General features: G+C 45.7%; 13 protein-coding genes. 10 read left to right on the top strand and 3 right to left on the bottom strand.

What is annotated here, in order from left to right; translation table 11 throughout:
• Positions 1-460: 460 nt before the first annotated feature.
• The 8 genes from BMZ72_RS29280 to BMZ72_RS29245 all read left to right on the top strand — a co-directional run bounded on the left by BMZ72_RS29280 (position 461) and on the right by BMZ72_RS29245 (position 11314).
• The gene (locus tag BMZ72_RS29280) at positions 461-1057 is read left to right on the top strand and encodes an RNA polymerase sigma factor (protein ID WP_218155292.1); all 597 of its coding nucleotides are present in this window, start codon (positions 461-463) and stop codon (positions 1055-1057) included.
• A gap of 98 nt (positions 1058-1155) precedes the next feature.
• A complete protein-coding gene (locus tag BMZ72_RS29275) occupies positions 1156-2139 on the top strand; it encodes a FecR family protein (protein WP_089813788.1) in 984 nt (327 codons plus the stop codon).
• 91 nt (positions 2140-2230) lie between these two features.
• Positions 2231-5623, top strand: a complete 3393-nt coding sequence (locus tag BMZ72_RS29270; protein ID WP_089813786.1) for a SusC/RagA family TonB-linked outer membrane protein — start codon at positions 2231-2233, stop codon at positions 5621-5623.
• 11 nt (positions 5624-5634) lie between these two features.
• The gene (locus BMZ72_RS29265) at positions 5635-7218 is read left to right on the top strand and encodes a RagB/SusD family nutrient uptake outer membrane protein (protein WP_089813784.1); all 1584 of its coding nucleotides are present in this window, start codon (positions 5635-5637) and stop codon (positions 7216-7218) included.
• A gap of 165 nt (positions 7219-7383) precedes the next feature.
• The gene (locus tag BMZ72_RS29260) at positions 7384-8592 is read left to right on the top strand and encodes an LVIVD repeat-containing protein (RefSeq protein ID WP_089813782.1); all 1209 of its coding nucleotides are present in this window, start codon (positions 7384-7386) and stop codon (positions 8590-8592) included.
• The gene (locus BMZ72_RS29255) at positions 8592-9386 is read left to right on the top strand and encodes a DUF3575 domain-containing protein (protein WP_089813780.1); all 795 of its coding nucleotides are present in this window, start codon (positions 8592-8594) and stop codon (positions 9384-9386) included. The genes BMZ72_RS29260 and BMZ72_RS29255 overlap by 1 nt, the downstream gene beginning before the upstream one ends.
• A 25-nt stretch (positions 9387-9411) precedes the next feature.
• Positions 9412-10062 carry a hypothetical protein gene (locus tag BMZ72_RS29250; protein WP_089813778.1) on the top strand — a complete coding sequence of 217 codons (651 nt, stop codon included), beginning with the start codon at positions 9412-9414 and terminating at the stop codon, positions 10060-10062.
• 73 nt (positions 10063-10135) lie between these two features.
• Positions 10136-11314, top strand: coding sequence for an acetyl-CoA C-acyltransferase (locus tag BMZ72_RS29245; protein ID WP_089813776.1), 1179 nt, complete (start codon positions 10136-10138; stop codon positions 11312-11314).
• Positions 11315-11449: 135 nt separating this feature from the next.
• On the opposite strand, the gene BMZ72_RS29240 is transcribed toward BMZ72_RS29245, so the two are convergent.
• Positions 11450-12088: a hypothetical protein gene (locus BMZ72_RS29240; RefSeq protein WP_089813774.1), complete on the bottom strand. Its 639-nt coding sequence runs from the start codon at positions 12086-12088 to the stop codon at positions 11450-11452.
• Positions 12089-12274: 186 nt separating this feature from the next.
• Here BMZ72_RS29240 and BMZ72_RS29235 point away from each other — a divergent pair, with 186 nt between their 5' ends.
• Entirely contained in the window at positions 12275-13258 is a 984-nt protein-coding gene (locus BMZ72_RS29235) for a pyruvate dehydrogenase complex E1 component subunit beta (RefSeq protein ID WP_089813772.1), read from the top strand.
• Positions 13259-13490: 232 nt separating this feature from the next.
• Here BMZ72_RS29235 and cysM read toward each other — a convergent pair whose 3' ends face one another.
• Positions 13491-14375, bottom strand: coding sequence for a cysteine synthase CysM (cysM, locus tag BMZ72_RS29230; RefSeq protein ID WP_089813770.1), 885 nt, complete (start codon positions 14373-14375; stop codon positions 13491-13493).
• Positions 14376-15191: a serine O-acetyltransferase gene (locus tag BMZ72_RS29225; protein WP_089813768.1), complete on the bottom strand. Its 816-nt coding sequence runs from the start codon at positions 15189-15191 to the stop codon at positions 14376-14378.
• 167 nt (positions 15192-15358) lie between these two features.
• Here BMZ72_RS29225 and BMZ72_RS29220 point away from each other — a divergent pair, with 167 nt between their 5' ends.
• Positions 15359-16543 (top strand): sigma-54-dependent transcriptional regulator, encoded by a 1185-nt coding sequence (locus BMZ72_RS29220; RefSeq protein ID WP_089813766.1) that lies wholly within the window; start codon positions 15359-15361, stop codon positions 16541-16543.
• Positions 16544-16607: the final 64 nt, after the last annotated feature.

Below are 16607 nucleotides of genomic sequence, written 5' to 3'. Positions count from 1 at the left end.
TTGGAACTGTAAAGCGCTCACTGAAACAATCTCCAATCTGTAAAGTCAATTCTGCATTCAATACATCCACTGTAAGGTTTTTCTGTACTAAGACAAATAATCTGTGTATAGTAGATATTCCATAGGGAAGTTATAGATAAGCCGTATATAATCCGTAGATAACCCGTATCTATAAGAATGGGTCATATACGGCTTATCTACGGATTATATACGGCTTATCTACCAATTATCGTAAATATCTCTACCTGTTATAGCGCTTATAGCGCCACCTCCCTCATATCAGGAAGGAAACTGGTCTAACTGATAGTAAATCAGCCTAAATATTCCACTGAAAAGTAACATATGGTAAAAAAGTACCTTAATAGGGTAATTTAACATGCCTTTTAAAGAGCAGCATATCCTAATTTCGGTTAACACGTTTTCGAAAACCAAAACAGCACTACCAAGAGGGGACAGATTTGTGTTAACGCATTTTATCAATAACGACCAACGGCTGGCAGCACGCCTGCGCAATAGTGATCATACCGCTTTTGAGGAATTATACGCTACCTATCACCAGTTACTGTATGGTACTGCCTATAAATACCTGAAAAGCGATACGGCTGCTGAAGATGCTGTGCATGAAGCTTTTGTTAAGGTCTGGGTACACCGGGAAGAGCTCGATCCTGTACAGGGGGTACGTAATTTCCTGTTTAAATGCCTGAAATTTCATGTACTGAACCTTATCAGGGACCACAAACGCAGCCTTTCCAAACAATACGAAATATTATACAACGCCTCTGCTGATCACCGCGACGCAGAATCCACGGTTATCCTGAATGATTATAAAAAGGTGGTGGAGCGTGCCGTTGAAAGTTTGTCTGCCCAAAAGAAAAAGATCTTCCGTCTTCGCTCCTATGAGGGCCTGAGTAATGAAGAAGTGGCGGAAAAACTGGGTTTGTCCATCAATACCGTCAAATTCCAATATGCCCAGGCCAGCAAAGCCCTGCGCCAGGTCCTCAAGATCATGATGAGTACCTTCTTCTGCCTGGTTCTTCTCCTTGTTATCTTTTTTTAAATTTTTTTCTGCAGGTATAATACTTTTCATTTTCCCAGGTGTAGTATTATACAGAACGTAACTATTTACTCGTTGATTTTATCACTGTAATCCACATTATGGAGCTATTCGACCAAAGTCTGCTACATAAGTATGAGCATAACCAGTGTACTCCCGAAGAATACGAAAGAGTACTGGAATGGTTTACCACGCCCGAAGGACGGGAATATCTGGAAACTGCTATGACGCGGGAACTGGATGGTGAAAAACCAGACATGCTGATGTCTACATCACAGGCGGCAGACCTCTACCAGCGCATACTGGATACTACAGGTCAGGAACAGTTACGGCATCGCCGGAACCGCCGGTTTACAGGTCTCAAAGTGGCAGCCATATTATCGGGCTCGATCCTGCTCGCCTATGGCGGATGGAGAATGTTCGGTAGTCAGCGCGCTACTGTTTTTCAAACAGCTTACGGAGAAGTACGTACTGTGGTATTGCCCGATCAGTCGGTCGTGACACTGAATGGCAACAGTACCTTACGCTATGCCGGCAAATGGGATGGTAACAGCAATCGCGAAGTATGGGTAGAAGGAGAGGCTTTTTTCTCTATCAAACCATCCGCTGTTCCCCGCTCATTCATGGTACACACCGCCAGTAAAATGGATGTGGAAGTACTCGGCACCAGCTTTAATCTCGTCGATCGTCATGGTCGTATGCAGGTTGTACTGAACAGCGGAAAGGTAAAATTGCACAGCAGCAGAACGCCGGAAGAAGCGATCATTATGCAACCGGGAGATCTTGTTGAATACAAAGAACAGGTGCGCACAAAAGTCAGGAAGAACACCAACGCACAGAGTTATTCATCCTGGAAAACTAACAATCTTCATTTTGAAAACGCCAGCTTCGCAGAACTGGCACAATTGTTAGAAGACACCTATGGCGTAACTGTAGAGATCAAAGATTCTGCTTTGTTACAGCAACAATTCACAGGAACTGTACCGGGACAACAGATCGATATGTTGCTGGAAGGGCTTTCGCAACTATTTCACCTGAAGGTGAGCCATGTTGACAACAGTGTTATTATTGAGAAGGAAAACTAAATAGTAAAAACAAAATGCAGTAAAAACTGCAGGCTGGTGTACAACGGCAGGCAGTGACCGCAGCAGAGGTAATCACTCAAATTTAAATCTCATGAACAAGTTCATTAGTGCCTTTATGGCTGCTATGGGCATGGCATGCTATTGCCATATGCCAGCAGAAGGGCAGGACCTGGCCTCGCTGGGAAAACCCCTACGCCCTCTTGAAAGATCACAGACAAAGTCATTGAAAAATGTGCTGGATGGGCTTGAAGTAAAATATAATGTGCACTTCATGTACAAAAGCAATCTTGCAAAATTGCAGTTGTCACATGTGGAGAACACAAAAAAATCTTCTCTGGAAGAAGAACTGAAAAATATCACCAGTCCTAATAAGCTTCGCTATAAGAAGATGGGTGATAGTTTCTATATCGTATTTTCTGAGGATGATGAACCTGCCGATGCCCCGGCTCCTTCCGGTGAAAATGCGCCTGCTCAGCTGGCGGAAACACTGGCTGTAGCAGCATCGGCAGCGATCCCGGTAAAAGGTATAGTAACCGACGATAAAGGACAGCCAATACCAGGTGCGACCGTACTCGTAAAAGGTACTTCCAATGGAACAAGCACTGGTACTGATGGCTCCTGGTCTTTACAGGTGCCTGATGAAAATGCGATACTGGAATTCTCCTTCATTGGTTATACCAAACAGGAATTGAAAGTTGGTAGCCGTACTTCTTTTAGTGTAAAATTGACAGCTGATGTTACCGCCATGAATGAAGTGGTAGTAGTCGCTTATGGTACACAAAAGAAAATAAATGTTACCGGCGCTATTGCTGCGGTGGATGGAAAAGACCTGAACTGGAAACCTGTAGGACAGGTATCTTCTGCACTCCAGGGGGTTGCTTCCGGTGTAACTGTTACGACTACCAGTGGTCAGCCGGGTGTGGACCAGGGTACAGTACGTATCCGTGGTGTCGGTACGATGAACAGTACAGATCCATTGGTACTGGTAGATGGTGTGCAGATGAATATGAACGATATTGATGCAAATGATATCGCTTCCATGTCCGTCCTGAAAGACGCTGCTTCTTCTGCTATCTATGGTGTAAGAGCTGCTAATGGCGTGATTCTGATCACCACAAAAAGAGGTGCTTCCGGTAAACCGAAGATCACCTATTCCAACTACTTCGCATGGCAGACACCTGCACGTCTGGCAAAATATGTAGGTGCGAAAGATTTTATGAATCTGGCGAACCTGACTGCATCCAATTCCGGTGGTTCTGCTTCCTATACAGCTGCGCAGATCGCTGCATATGACAATCCTAATCGTGATAATTTCGTTAATCCGGATAACTACTGGCTGGATGCCATTCTTACCGGTAGCGGTTTCCAACAGGAGCATAGTCTTGGTATCAGCGGTGGTACTGAAGATGTGAAATACCGTTTCTCCACCAACTATTTCGATCAGACAGGTCTGATCAAAAACATGGACTTCAATCGTATCACAGTACGTTTGAATACAGATATCAATGTTTCAAAGAAACTGACCTTCAACGCTGATATCGCTGCACGTCTTGGTGACAGACAGGAACCACAGGGTGCTTCCGGTTCGGCATGGTATCAGTTCGGACAGGCAGCTATTATTAATCCGCTGTACCCGATCAAATATGCAGATGGTACCTGGCCGGTGATCAGAGGGGGACAGAACCCGATCCGTCTGCAGGAAGAAGGTGGTCTGTATCAATACAAAAGCAATCTGTTTACTGGTAACTTCAAAGCCACTTATAACCTGGTAAAAGGTTTAAAACTGACCGGTCTTACATCCGTTAACTACAGATCCGATTATAACAGTACCCGTGAGAAAACACTGATCTATTTCAAAGATCCGGGAACAAACCAGGATCCGCTGCCACTCGGACAAAACTCTGTGAAGAAATCTTATCAGGGATATTGGTTCCGTAACTATCAGGGATTAGCTGAATACACCCACAACTTTGGTAAACACAACTTTACTTTATTAGGCGGTGCTTCCCGTCTCACAGAAACTACTGATGACCTCAGCGGTTACAGGGTAAATCTGGCTGGTGGTCTGAATCAGATCGATGCCGGTGAACAGAACGGACAGATCACAGAAGGTAATGCAGTAGCCTACTCGCTGGTGTCTTTCTTCGGCAGATTAAACTACTCTTTTGATGATAAATACCTGTTTGAAGCAAACCTCCGTCGTGATGGTTCTTCCCGCTTCTCTGACGGACAGAAATGGGGTATATTCCCTTCTTTCTCCGCAGGATGGCGTATCTCCGGTGAAGAGTTTATGAAAGAAGTATCCTTCATCAATAACCTGAAACTGCGTGGTTCATGGGGTAAACTGGGTAATGACGTGATCCTGGACAGAGATAAACAGACCACTAACTACCCTTACCAGTCACAATATTATTACAATAGCTATCCTTTCGGTGGTGTGCTGAAACCAGCTGCTGGTATTACGATCTATCCTAACTCCGGACTGACCTGGGAAACCACTGTGATGACCGATGTAGGTGTTGATGGTACCATCTTCAAAAACCTGGATTTCACCTTTGACTATTATGTAAAAAATACCAACGATATCCTGTTGTTCCTGCCGATCGCTCCTTCCATTGGTCTGGATCCTTCCGCACAGAATGCAGGTAAAGTGAGAAACAAAGGATGGGAATTTGCACTGAACTACCGGGGTAAGATCGGTGAACTGAATTACAATGTAGGCGCTAACTTATCAGATGTACGTAACAGGATCATTGATATTAAGAATACAGACGCTATTTCAAGGGACAACAATTACATCTACACCGGACTTGTAACCGGCAATTCTATCGGTAGTTTCTATGGCTACCAGGTAGAAGGGATCTTCCAGAACGCAGCGCAGGTAGCAGGACATGCAACACAGCCATTCCCGACCACAGGTGCAGGCGATCTGATTTACAAAGACCAGAATGGTGACAAACAGGTAAAAGAAGGTGCTGTCGATAAAGGTGGCGACATGGTATACCTGGGTAGCAATATTCCAAGATATACTTATGGTATTAATCTGGGGGCAGACTATAAGAATTTTGACTTTACCGCCTTCTTCCAGGGAGTAGGTAAAGTGGATATCCACACCTTACCAATAGAAAGAGCACCTACCAATACCGATGGTAATTTCAGAGAAGAACACCTGAACAGCTGGACGACGACTAATACCGGTGCTGATTTCCCAAGACTGGTGAGCACACTGCAAAACTATCAGTCTTCTTCCTACTGGGTAAAAAGTGGTGCGTATGTACGTCTGAAAAGTGTACAGCTGGGTTATACACTGCCTTCTAACCTCATGAAACGCGCAGGCTTTGACAGATGCCGTCTTTATGTGAGTGGCCAGAACCTGCTGACCTTCTCTTCTCTTGCAAGTGATATCGATCCGGAATCTCCGAATGATAGCAGGTACTACCCGCAGGTGAAGACCTTCACTTTTGGATTAAATGTGCAATTCTAAACTAAGCAGTCATGAAGAAATTATCAATAATACTCGCACTGGCAGGTCTGGCATCGGTGTCAGCCTGTAAAAAAGTACTGGATGAACAGCCGCAGGATGCTGTCAGCCGGGAAACGTTTTGGTTGACGGAAGATGATGCGGTTAACGCAGTTAATAACTGCTACCGTCGTCTGGGAGATGTGGATAACCGCATGTTTATTTCCTGTGTTACAGATGATAGCTATGCCTGGAGTAACTGGCCCAGCGATGCGATCTATGTGGGAAATGGTAGTGCTTCTATCAGTACCGGCATGTTCGACAACTTCTGGAGCAACTTCTATAAGATGATCGCTTCCTGTAATGATGTGCTGGAAAATATCGACAGGGATAAAGCATTATCTGAAACAATGCTGGCCCGTCTGAAAGGAGAGGCCCGTTTTATCCGGGCGTATGCTTATCAGCAGCTCATCGGACTATACGGAGATGTGGTATTAAGAACCACTATTCCGCCTACCAGTGAATTCGTGATGAAGCGTACTCCCCGTGCAGAAGTAGCTGCATTTATCGTAAAAGAACTGGATGAGATCAGTGCTGATTTACCTGTGTCATATGAGTCTGGTGATGAAGGTCGCGCAACCCGTGGTGCTGCGCTGGCCCTGAAATCCCGCGTATTGCTCTATGAAGGCCAATATGCAGAAGCAGCTACAGCGGCGCAGGCTGCTATGACCCTGGGTGCTTACACTATTGATCCTAACTATCTGAGTCTTTTCGATGGTACCAATAAGAACAGCAAGGAGATCATCTTCTCTGCCCGTTATGTGAAAAACACACAGCCTAATGCCATGGCAACATGGGTAGGCGGTCCTTCACTGGGTGGCTGGTCTGAGATCACACCACTGCAATCTCTGGTAGATGCATATGAGTGTACAGATGGTCTGACAATAGACAAGTCAACTACCTATGACCCGGCACATCCGTTTGATAACCGTGATCCACGTCTGAAAATGACAGTGGTGGTGCCAGGTGTACAGGTGAATGGTGTAACAATCGATGTGACCAGGCTGAATAGTCTGGATGCATTGGGTAAAGGAAACGCGTCTTTCACCGGTTATTATTATAAAAAGTATATCCCCCGCGATATCCAGGGTAACTGGGATAATAACTCCTACAATGATGTGGTGTTAATGCGTTATGCAGAAGTATTGCTCAATTATGCAGAAGCTAAAATTGAGGCAAACCAGATCGATCAGTCTGTATATGACGCGATCAATCAGGTAAGACAAAGAGCTGATGTTATGATGCCATTGCTGACAACAGCCAATGCTAACGGACAGGTAGCCCTTCGGGAAGCGGTAAGAAGAGAAAGAAGAGTGGAGTTCCCGGTAGAAGACAACCGTCTGTTTGATATCCGTCGCTGGAAGATCGCAGAAACGGTGATGAAAGGCCCGGCATATGGTATCCTGAACAACTTTGATCCTAACAGGACAGATGATTATGGCAAACATATACTGGCGGAACAGCGTAGTTTCCAGGTGCCACGTGATTACCTGTGGCCGGTACCGCAGCGTGAAGTATCCCTGAATGCTGCTGTATTGCCTAATAATCCGGGCTGGTAAAAATAGTGGCCGTTTCCGGCGGAAGGAGCGGTTATGTTCAGAGAATGGAGGCCGTTCGTCTTTTGACGGACGGCTTTTTTATTGGTACCAGGGCCTTAACTTTTTTTTAACCCTTTGCGTGTAACTTCCGGTTATCTTTGTCCGCTTAATTGTAAAATACCTATAATGGCCCGCCTATTACTGACCTATGTACTGTTAATTACCTGTTTTTTGTTGGGGGGATGTTTTGACGATCGCTGGGAACGTGGTTACATCGATGCTTATGTACCCGTATACAGCAACAATCCTACCCTGCGACAGATCAGTTATCTTCCCGCCCGTGCATTCCGTACTCTTGGTAAGTTGTATACTTATGACGTGTATATCTTACAGGAAGAAGCTGATTCCGGATTACATATTATCTCTTACCAGGACCCTGCACATCCGGTTAAATCTGCTTTCCTGCGTATTCCCGGGTTTAAAAAAGCTTTGATAGAGGGGGATTACCTCTATGCAGATAACTACAATGACCTGGTGATCATTCCGCTGAAGGAACTGCCTTCCCTTACGCATGTGGGCCGTGTACCCGGTGCCTGGTCGCGTAAGGATTTCCCGCCTTTCCGTAGTGCGTATTTCGAGTGTCCCGACCCATCAAAGGGCACCGTGATCGGATGGACACTGACGAAAGTAGACAATCCGAAATGCCGCACGAACTATGCTTATTACGATGACTTTGGTGAAGCCAGACCTTATCCGAATGCAGGTATCGTGGCCAATGACAAAAATCTTTATTTCGCAGATAACCTTGATCTGGTATCTTATTCTATCGAACAACCACTTGCACCTGTGTTTAAAACCAGGTATGAGACGGGTAACTTCATGGATAGCCTCTGTGTGATCGGCAATAAGCTGATAGCGACGAATATTAAAGGCGGTAACGGTTCCTGGTATGATATTACAGATCCAACGCAGGTCGTATTTAAAAACTATCTGGACGCTTTTGGTTCCTGTCATTTGTTTTTACCTACGAGTAATTATATCTATGCCATCTCGAATCCACTCAGAAGAGATTGTTATCCACAGACGTCCATACTGACAGCATATGCAATAGAAGATGGTTATGATCTCAAGGCGATGAACTCATTTCCTTTTGATACGACCTATGCATTGGCCTTATCTGGCACTAATCTTTATGCAGCAACAAACAAGGGCGTGAGTATACTGGATGTTTCAGCACCGCCGGCATTGAGTCGTCTGGTAGATAAAGCGGCTGTCCCTTATACAGACGTGGTGATCAGGGGAACGGAATTGTTCTGTCGTGGTAGAGCTACGCTGGACTGTTACGACATATCTTCTCCGGCCGCTATTAAGCTCATCTCAAAACTTGTTTATTAATGAAGCACCTATACACTGCATTTGTCTGTCTGTTAATGGCGGTACCCGCCTTCGCGCAACGTAAACCCAAACCTGATGAAAAGAATGGTGAACCCGGCATCACTACACATCTGGTGTCTTATGCACATAGAAAACATAATGATGCAAAAGCGGAAAAGAAGGCCCGGCCCTTACCTGATTCTATTTTGACAGGATGGAGAGTGAGCAGCAACCTGCTGACCCTGCACCATCCTGATGGCGGTATCTCTGCTGCAGTTGAATATCGTTTTCGTCCATCGTGGGGTGTGTTGTTAGAAGGTGGATGGATCTTCATCGATGAAAAGAAATTATACAACATGCGGGGAAAGTTCACCCCGAAAGCCAAAGGCTATTATGTACGTCCGGAAATCAGGTATTATATGCCCGGAAGACATGGGAAGTACCGTTTGTTCTTTAGTCAGGATTTCTTTTACAGGAAGGTCAGTTTCTATGAAGAACGTATCGAAAGGATCAATGCCGACCCTACCGGTGGAATGTATAACTATGAGAAGTTATCTACTTATGGAAAGACGAAGGAGACTTTTGGTACAGATACCAAATTCGGCTTCCAGACTTACTTTGGTAATGATCACAGGGTGATGTTCGAAGTATATGTCGGACTGGGCGTGAAGTACAGGAAGTTTACCTATGACAGGCCGGTGCCTGTGAACAGTTACGTGGAAGACAGGAATTATAATTTTGATGATGCACCTGACAGGAATAATATATGGGACGGCGCTTTTCCAGTGGGGCTGAAATTAGGCTACCGCTTCTGATTAAATATCCGTTAAAAACTCCATTATGAAAAAAACTGTACTGTTAGCAATTTCTATACTGTTTATATCTGGCGCGGCATTCGCGCAGGAGGAAAAGGAAGCCGCTGAAAAAAAGCTACCCAACCGGAAAGGACTGATCCTGAATACCACGCTTAGCTCATTGACAGAGCCGGAAGGCGGTCCTTCTGTGGGACTGGAATACCGCCTGTCTGAGAGCGTGGCTATTGGTGTGGACGCTACGGCTATTTTATACACTTTGCCTGAAACCTATGAAGGTGAAAACGGGCGACGGGGTTTTCGCATCAGGCCTGAGATAAAACTCTTTCCTTCCTGGTGGAGCAACCAGCACCGTAGTTTTTATCTGAGTCTGATGGGGACTTATAGACAGACCAGTTATGAAGACATCCACTATCGGATGCCGGATGCAGTCGAATATCTGGTAAAATATAAAAAACGGGTTTACGCCGGGTCTGCCAATCTGGGTTTACAGCGTTATTTCGGGGCAGAGGGACGTTTTATAATGGATATGTACGTAGGTGTCGGATTACGGCATCGTCGTACTACACCAAACGATTCGTATTATTCTGAATCCTGGGAAACGCCGTTTTTCCGTATTGATGAAGATGGATTCAATCCGCAGTTCGCATTTGGGTTTAAGCTGGGCTACCGTTTCTGAAATTCCGTTATATTTGGTGAAAACCAAACAATCTTAACAGCCCCGCCACCTGGCGAGACTTAAATTTCTACGGATGAAAGAAGTATTTATAGTTTCAGCAGTGCGTACCCCCATTGGTTCTTTTAATGGCGCACTGTCAGCCCTGTCTGCGACACAACTGGGATCCATCGTCATGAAAGCTGCTCTTGAAAAAGCGGGTGTACCGGCAACTGCGGTTAATGAAGTATACATGGGTAATGTGCTTAGTGCCAATCTGGGGCAGGCTCCTGCCAATCAGGCGAGTATTTATGCGGGCATTCCGAACAATGTACCTTGTACTACTATTAATAAAGTTTGTGCTTCCGGTATGAAAGCCATTATGTTGGGTGCGCAAAGCATTCTCTCCGGTGATAATGATGTAGTGGTAGCCGGCGGTATGGAAAGCATGAGTAACGTACCCTACTATCTGGATAAAGCCCGTAATGGCTACAGACTGGGACACGGCGCTGTGACCGATGGTATTATCAGAGATGGTCTGTGGGACCCTTATAAAGATTTCCACATGGGCAACGCGGCAGAGCTTTGTGTAACGGAATATAAGATCACCCGCGAAGAACAGGATGCCTACGCTATCCAGAGCTATAAAAGATCAGCCGAGGCTACAGAGAAGGGATATTTTAAAAATGAGATCATCCCTGTTGATGTGCCTGGGAAACAGGTGGTTACTGTGGCGGAAGACGAAGATTATAAAAAGGTGAACTTTGATAAGATCCCAACATTGAAGCCTACTTTCCAGAAAGATGGTACGATCACGGCTGCCAATGCGTCTAACCTAAACGATGGTGCCGCCGCCGTATTACTGGTAAGTGGGGAGAAGCTGAAAGAACTGGGTCTGAAGCCATTGGCTAAGATCATCAGTTTTGCGGATGCTTCTCAGGCGCCTGAATGGTTTACCACCACACCGGTAAAAGCAGTGACCAAAGCGCTGGAAAAGGCAAAACTGACCGTTGCGGATATGGACTTTGTGGAAATCAATGAAGCATTCTCCTGCGTACCGATTGCAAATGAGCGTGATCTGGGTATTCCGGAGGAAAAGGTAAATGTATGGGGAGGAGCCGTTTCTTTGGGTCACCCTATCGGTTGTAGCGGCGCCCGTATCGTGGTGACCTTGAGTTCTATCCTCAGTCAGCATAACGCCCGTTATGGCGTGGCAGGTATTTGTAATGGAGGAGGAGGGGCGAGTGCGATTGTGATTGAAGCGGTAAAGAATTAGGATCAGCAGGATATTGTCAACAGATTCTTAAAGTCTATAAAAAGAGAAAGGCGTCTACCACTGGTGACGCCTTTCTCTTTTATATGATCGGGTTTGTTATTGAATATCAATGTCTTAATCTTACAGATCTTCGCTTTAATTCCTTAGTGAGATCGTTGTATCCAATTTCTTTCTATTGTCTACCTCATCTACTAAATTGATATAGAGCCTTACGCTATCTGTCCCTGCTCTTTCTGATTTAAAAGCAGCCGGCTGTCCTTCCGGTTTGATCACGTCACCTGAAATCTTCTCAAACAACCAGTATTTATCTTCAATCAGGCTATAGCTTGGATAGCGGGATACGATATCGATGGATTTGGTCTGTATGGCATAGTCGTCGTCAATCTGGTAGCGTTTCAGGTCTCCGTCAGACAGTAATCCCATACCTGTGATCATGGTAATGATCCGTAACGGGGGGAGCAGGAGGCCGAAGAGCAGCGCAAAAGGGAAGCCATAAAAGGAGCAGAGGTAAACCCATTTTCCCGATACTTCTTTTGGCGTCAATCCATATAAAAGAATACCGGAGCCGGCGTATAAAGTGAAAAATACTCTTTCCGTATAGGTGCCCTTGAATCCATAACCGCTGATCAGCAGGAGGATGCACAGGATGGAAAATACACACATGGCCAGGTGAAAATACCAGATCAGACCGGTGATCAGAGGTGCTTTTACCTTTTTGATCTTACACGAGATGGCCGCCAGAAAACAGATACAAAGGACTGTGATCGTAAACATAGGATAGGATATTAACTTATAACAGGCAGTGTTTGTGCTAATATATGTAATATTTTATATATAGTATTTAAAATCTGAAAGGGCTTCCTTTGAAGTTTCCTTTGCTTTTTCAGCAACAAAACAATAATTTTGCCCCTGCCTTAATATAAATGAGGCAATTAACTTTCAAACTTTAAGAGTAACAGCATGCGTCAGATAGCTTTCAGACAAGCCTTACGAGAAGCCATGCAGGAAGAAATGCGCCGTGACGATCGCGTTTTCCTGATGGGAGAGGAAGTAGCAGAATACAATGGAGCCTACAAAGTTAGCCAGGGAATGCTGGATGAGTTTGGCCCTAAGAGAGTAATAGATACTCCCATCGCCGAGCTGGGTTTCACTGCTATCGCTGTTGGTGCAGCACAGAATGGTCTTCGCCCGATCGTTGAATTTATGACCTGGAACTTCGCCGTACTGGCACTGGACCAGATCCTGAATACAGCTTCTAAAATGCTGGCAATGAGTGGTGGACAGGTAGGTTGTCCTATCGTTTTCCGTGGACCTAACGGTTCCGCAGGTCAGCTGGGTGCACAGCACTCCACTGCCTTCGAAAGCTACTACGCGAACATACCGGGTTTAAAAGTTATATCAGTATCTAACCCATATGATGGTAAAGGTCTGCTGAAAGCAGCTATCCGTGATAACGACCCGGTTGTTTTCATGGAAAGTGAAGTAGGTTATGGCGATATGGGTGATGTTCCTGAAGAAGAATACATCATTGAAATCGGTAAAGCAGATATCAAACGTGCTGGTAAAGACGTAACCATCGTTTCTTTCAACAAAATGATGAAAGTTGCCCTGGCTGCTGCTGAAGAACTGGCGAAAGAAGGTATCGAGGCTGAAGTGATCGATCTGCGTACTATCCGTCCGCTGGACTGGTTCACTATCCTCCAGTCTGTTAAGAAAACTAACCGTCTGGTGATCGTTGAAGAACAGTGGCCATTTGCCAGCGTTTCTTCTGAGATCTCTTACCGTATCCAGAAGGAAGGTTTCGACTACCTGGATGCTCCGATCCGTCGTATCACTGCTGCTGATGCGCCAATGCACTATGCGCCTAACCTGGTGAAGGGTTACCTGCCAGACGTTGAACGCACTGTGAAACTGGTGAAAGAAGTAATGTACATGAAGAAGTAAGTAATTACTATAAATAGAAATGCCGGCCTGGTTATCAGGCCGGCATTTCTATTTTATAGTAATTCAATTAAGAATTAAAAATTAAGAATTGCTCCAGGAGTCTTTAGCAAAAGGAAAGCGGCATTTCATTGAAATGCCACTTTCCTTTTGTTTTTTATGATGATCCGCGGCGATCTCCGCAGCATTCCAATTCTTAATTCTTAATTTCTAATTCTTAATTTCTACTCTCTGTTCAGCTTCCAAATAGGTCAGACGACAAATACCTGTCTCCTCTGTCACAAATAATACACACCAGTACCCCTTTTTCCAGTTCTCCTGAAATCCGGGCTGCTGCTGATACCGCACCTCCGCTGCTCATTCCGCAGAAGATACCTTCATCCTTTGCCAGCCGGCGGGTCATGGCTTTTGCTTCTTCCTCGGAAATATCCATGATACGGTCTACTCTGGAGCGGTCAAAGATCTTGGGCAGATAGGCTTCCGGCCATTTCCGGATACCAGGGATCTTACTGCCGTCAGTCGGCTGACAGCCCACGATCTGTACGTCGCTGTTTTGCTCTTTCAGGTATTGGGAGACACCCATGATCGTGCCGGTAGTGCCCATTGCACTCACAAAATGTGTCACGCCATGGTGGGTGTCACGCCATATTTCCGGACCGGTGGTTTTATAGTGCATGCCGTAGTTGTCGGGATTGGCGAACTGATTCAGCATATGATAACCGCCCTTCGCTAGCTGCTCATTGGCATAATCAATAGAGCCTTCCATGGAGGCTTCCTTTGGCGTCAGTACGACTTTCGCCCCAAAGGCTTCCATGGTCAATACCCGTTCCCGCGTAGCATCTTCCGGCATGACCAGTTCTATTTCCACACCAAACAGACTGGCGATCATGGCCAGGGCAATACCTGTATTACCGCTGGTTGCTTCGATCAGTTTGATACCCGGTTTGATCTCCCCTCTGTCCAGTGCCCCCTTGATCATTCCATAGGCGGCTCTGTCCTTCACACTTCCTCCCGGATTATTTCCTTCCAGCTTTGCATAAATAGTAACGTCCGGATTGGCGCTGATACTTTTAAGCGCGACCATCGGGGTGTTACCAACAAGATCTAATATCGAATGCATTTAATAACTATTTTCTACTACGTTAACACTGCCGTCAGCCCGGTAATAGATCCGGCTGAAGGGGGCAGTACTTTTAATAAGCCATACATTACCACCGATGATGCTATGGTGTCCTACCACGGTATCGCCTCCCAGGATGGTAGCTCCGGCATATATAATGACATGATCTTCAATGGTAGGATGGCGTTTACTGCGGGCCATATCCTTGTCCACACTCAGTGCTCCCAGTGTAACACCCTGGTATAGCTTGACATTGGAGCCGATAACGGTCGTTTCTCCAATGACGATGCCGGTGCCATGATCGATGCAGAAATATGGTGCGATCACTGCTGCAGGGTGGATATCGATGCCGGTACAGCTATGCGCCCGTTCTGTGATCATACGGGGCAGCAGCGGTATCTTCAGCTGATGAAGCGCGTGTGCGATACGGTAAAATGCGATGGCGTAGAAGCCGGGATAAGCCCGGATGACCTCATACATGCAGGTGGCGGCAGGATCGCCTTTATAAATGGCTTCTGCGTCTTTCTGTAAGGCGTCATAGATGACAGCTGCCTGGTCCATGAACTGGCGACTCAGGTCTTCTGCAGCAGCAGGCAGTTGCTGTTGCATGGGCGACAGCAATTGCTGCAGTTCGCTCTGCAGCATGTGTGCGTATTCTTCCAGTAACACAATATCAGATATCACCTTTCCGGTATATTCAGGAAAGAGCCAGTTTATAAAGTTGTTGGCAAAGTCGTTCACCGCACTGGTAGGAGGATAAGCAGTAGCCGCAGCCAACTGGTGTCTCCGCCTTAATTCTTCTAAAAGTTGTTGCATATCCAAGTGAATTACAGGATTGAGGGAAAACGATCATTGAAATTACGTATTAATGTCGAAAGTCCATAAGGACTGTAGACAAATAACCGGGTTTAACAGCATTTGTTATCTTGTCTACGATCAAGTATTTTGCCGTAATTTTGTTCGTTGTTCACTAAAATAATGATATGGCCAGCATTCTGATAATTGATGATGAGAAAAGCATACGTAAAACGCTATCCGAAATCCTGAGTTATGAAGGGTACAAAGTAGAAGAGGCAGCAGATGGTGCTGAAGGCTTCAAAATGTTCAGGGATAAGCAGTACGATGCCGTACTCTGTGATATAAAAATGCCCAAAATGGACGGGCTGGAATTCCTGGAAAAAGCCAGGGAAATCAATACGGATGTACCCATTATCATGGTATCAGGTCACGGTAATATCGATACGGCCGTAGAAGCAGTAAAAAAAGGTGCATACGACTATATCTCCAAACCGCCGGATCTTAACAGGTTGCTGATCACCCTGCGTAATGCAATGGATAAGACAAACCTGGTGACAGAAACCAAGACCCTGCGCCGTAAAGTGAACAAAACCCAGGAAATGATCGGGACTTCTGCGCCCATCCTGAAAATAAAGGAAACGATTGAAAAGGTAGCGCCAACTGATGCCCGCGTACTGGTAACCGGTGAAAACGGGGTGGGTAAGGAACTGGTAGCCCGCTGGCTCCATGAGCTGAGCAACCGTGCTTCCGGACCAATTGTGGAAGTGAATTGCGCTGCTATTCCAAGTGAACTGATTGAAAGTGAACTGTTTGGTCATGAAAAAGGCTCCTTTACATCTGCTGTAAAACAGCGTATCGGTAAGTTTGAACAGGCGAGTGGTGGTACACTGTTCCTTGACGAGATTGGCGATATGAGCCTCAGTGCACAGGCAAAAGTACTGAGAGCACTGCAGGAAGGGAAGATCACCCGTGTAGGTGGCGACAAAGAGATCAGCGTTGATGTACGTGTGGTGGCAGCGACCAATAAGGACCTGCTGAAAGAAGTGGAAGACAAAAACTTCCGTCTGGATCTTTACCATCGTCTGAGTGTGATCCTGATCCATGTACCTTCCCTGAATGAGCGTCGTGAGGATATTCCGGCATTGGTAGAGCATTTTCTGGATAGCGCCTGTCAGGAATACGGTATGGCAAGAAAATCGATCGATAAGGAAGCTATGAAGGCTTTACAGCAGCATAACTGGTCCGGAAATATCCGTGAGCTGGGTAACGTGGTAGCCCGTCTGGTGATCCTTTCCGGAAAAACCATTATGCCGGAAGACGTATATGACTATGTATTGCCGGCAAGAGACAAGAAGAAAGTAAACGCATAATATATAAAGGCTGTTCTGCAAGGGACAGCCTTTGTTTTTCCCCGTCCATTTTTCGTAAACTATC

This window comes from Chitinophaga sp. YR627 (assembly GCF_900114995.1).
In the GTDB taxonomy this organism is placed as follows: Bacteria; Bacteroidota; Bacteroidia; order Chitinophagales; family Chitinophagaceae; genus Chitinophaga.
Note: the sequence above shows the minus strand (reverse complement) of the source record. Positions and strands in the feature narration are given on the sequence as shown.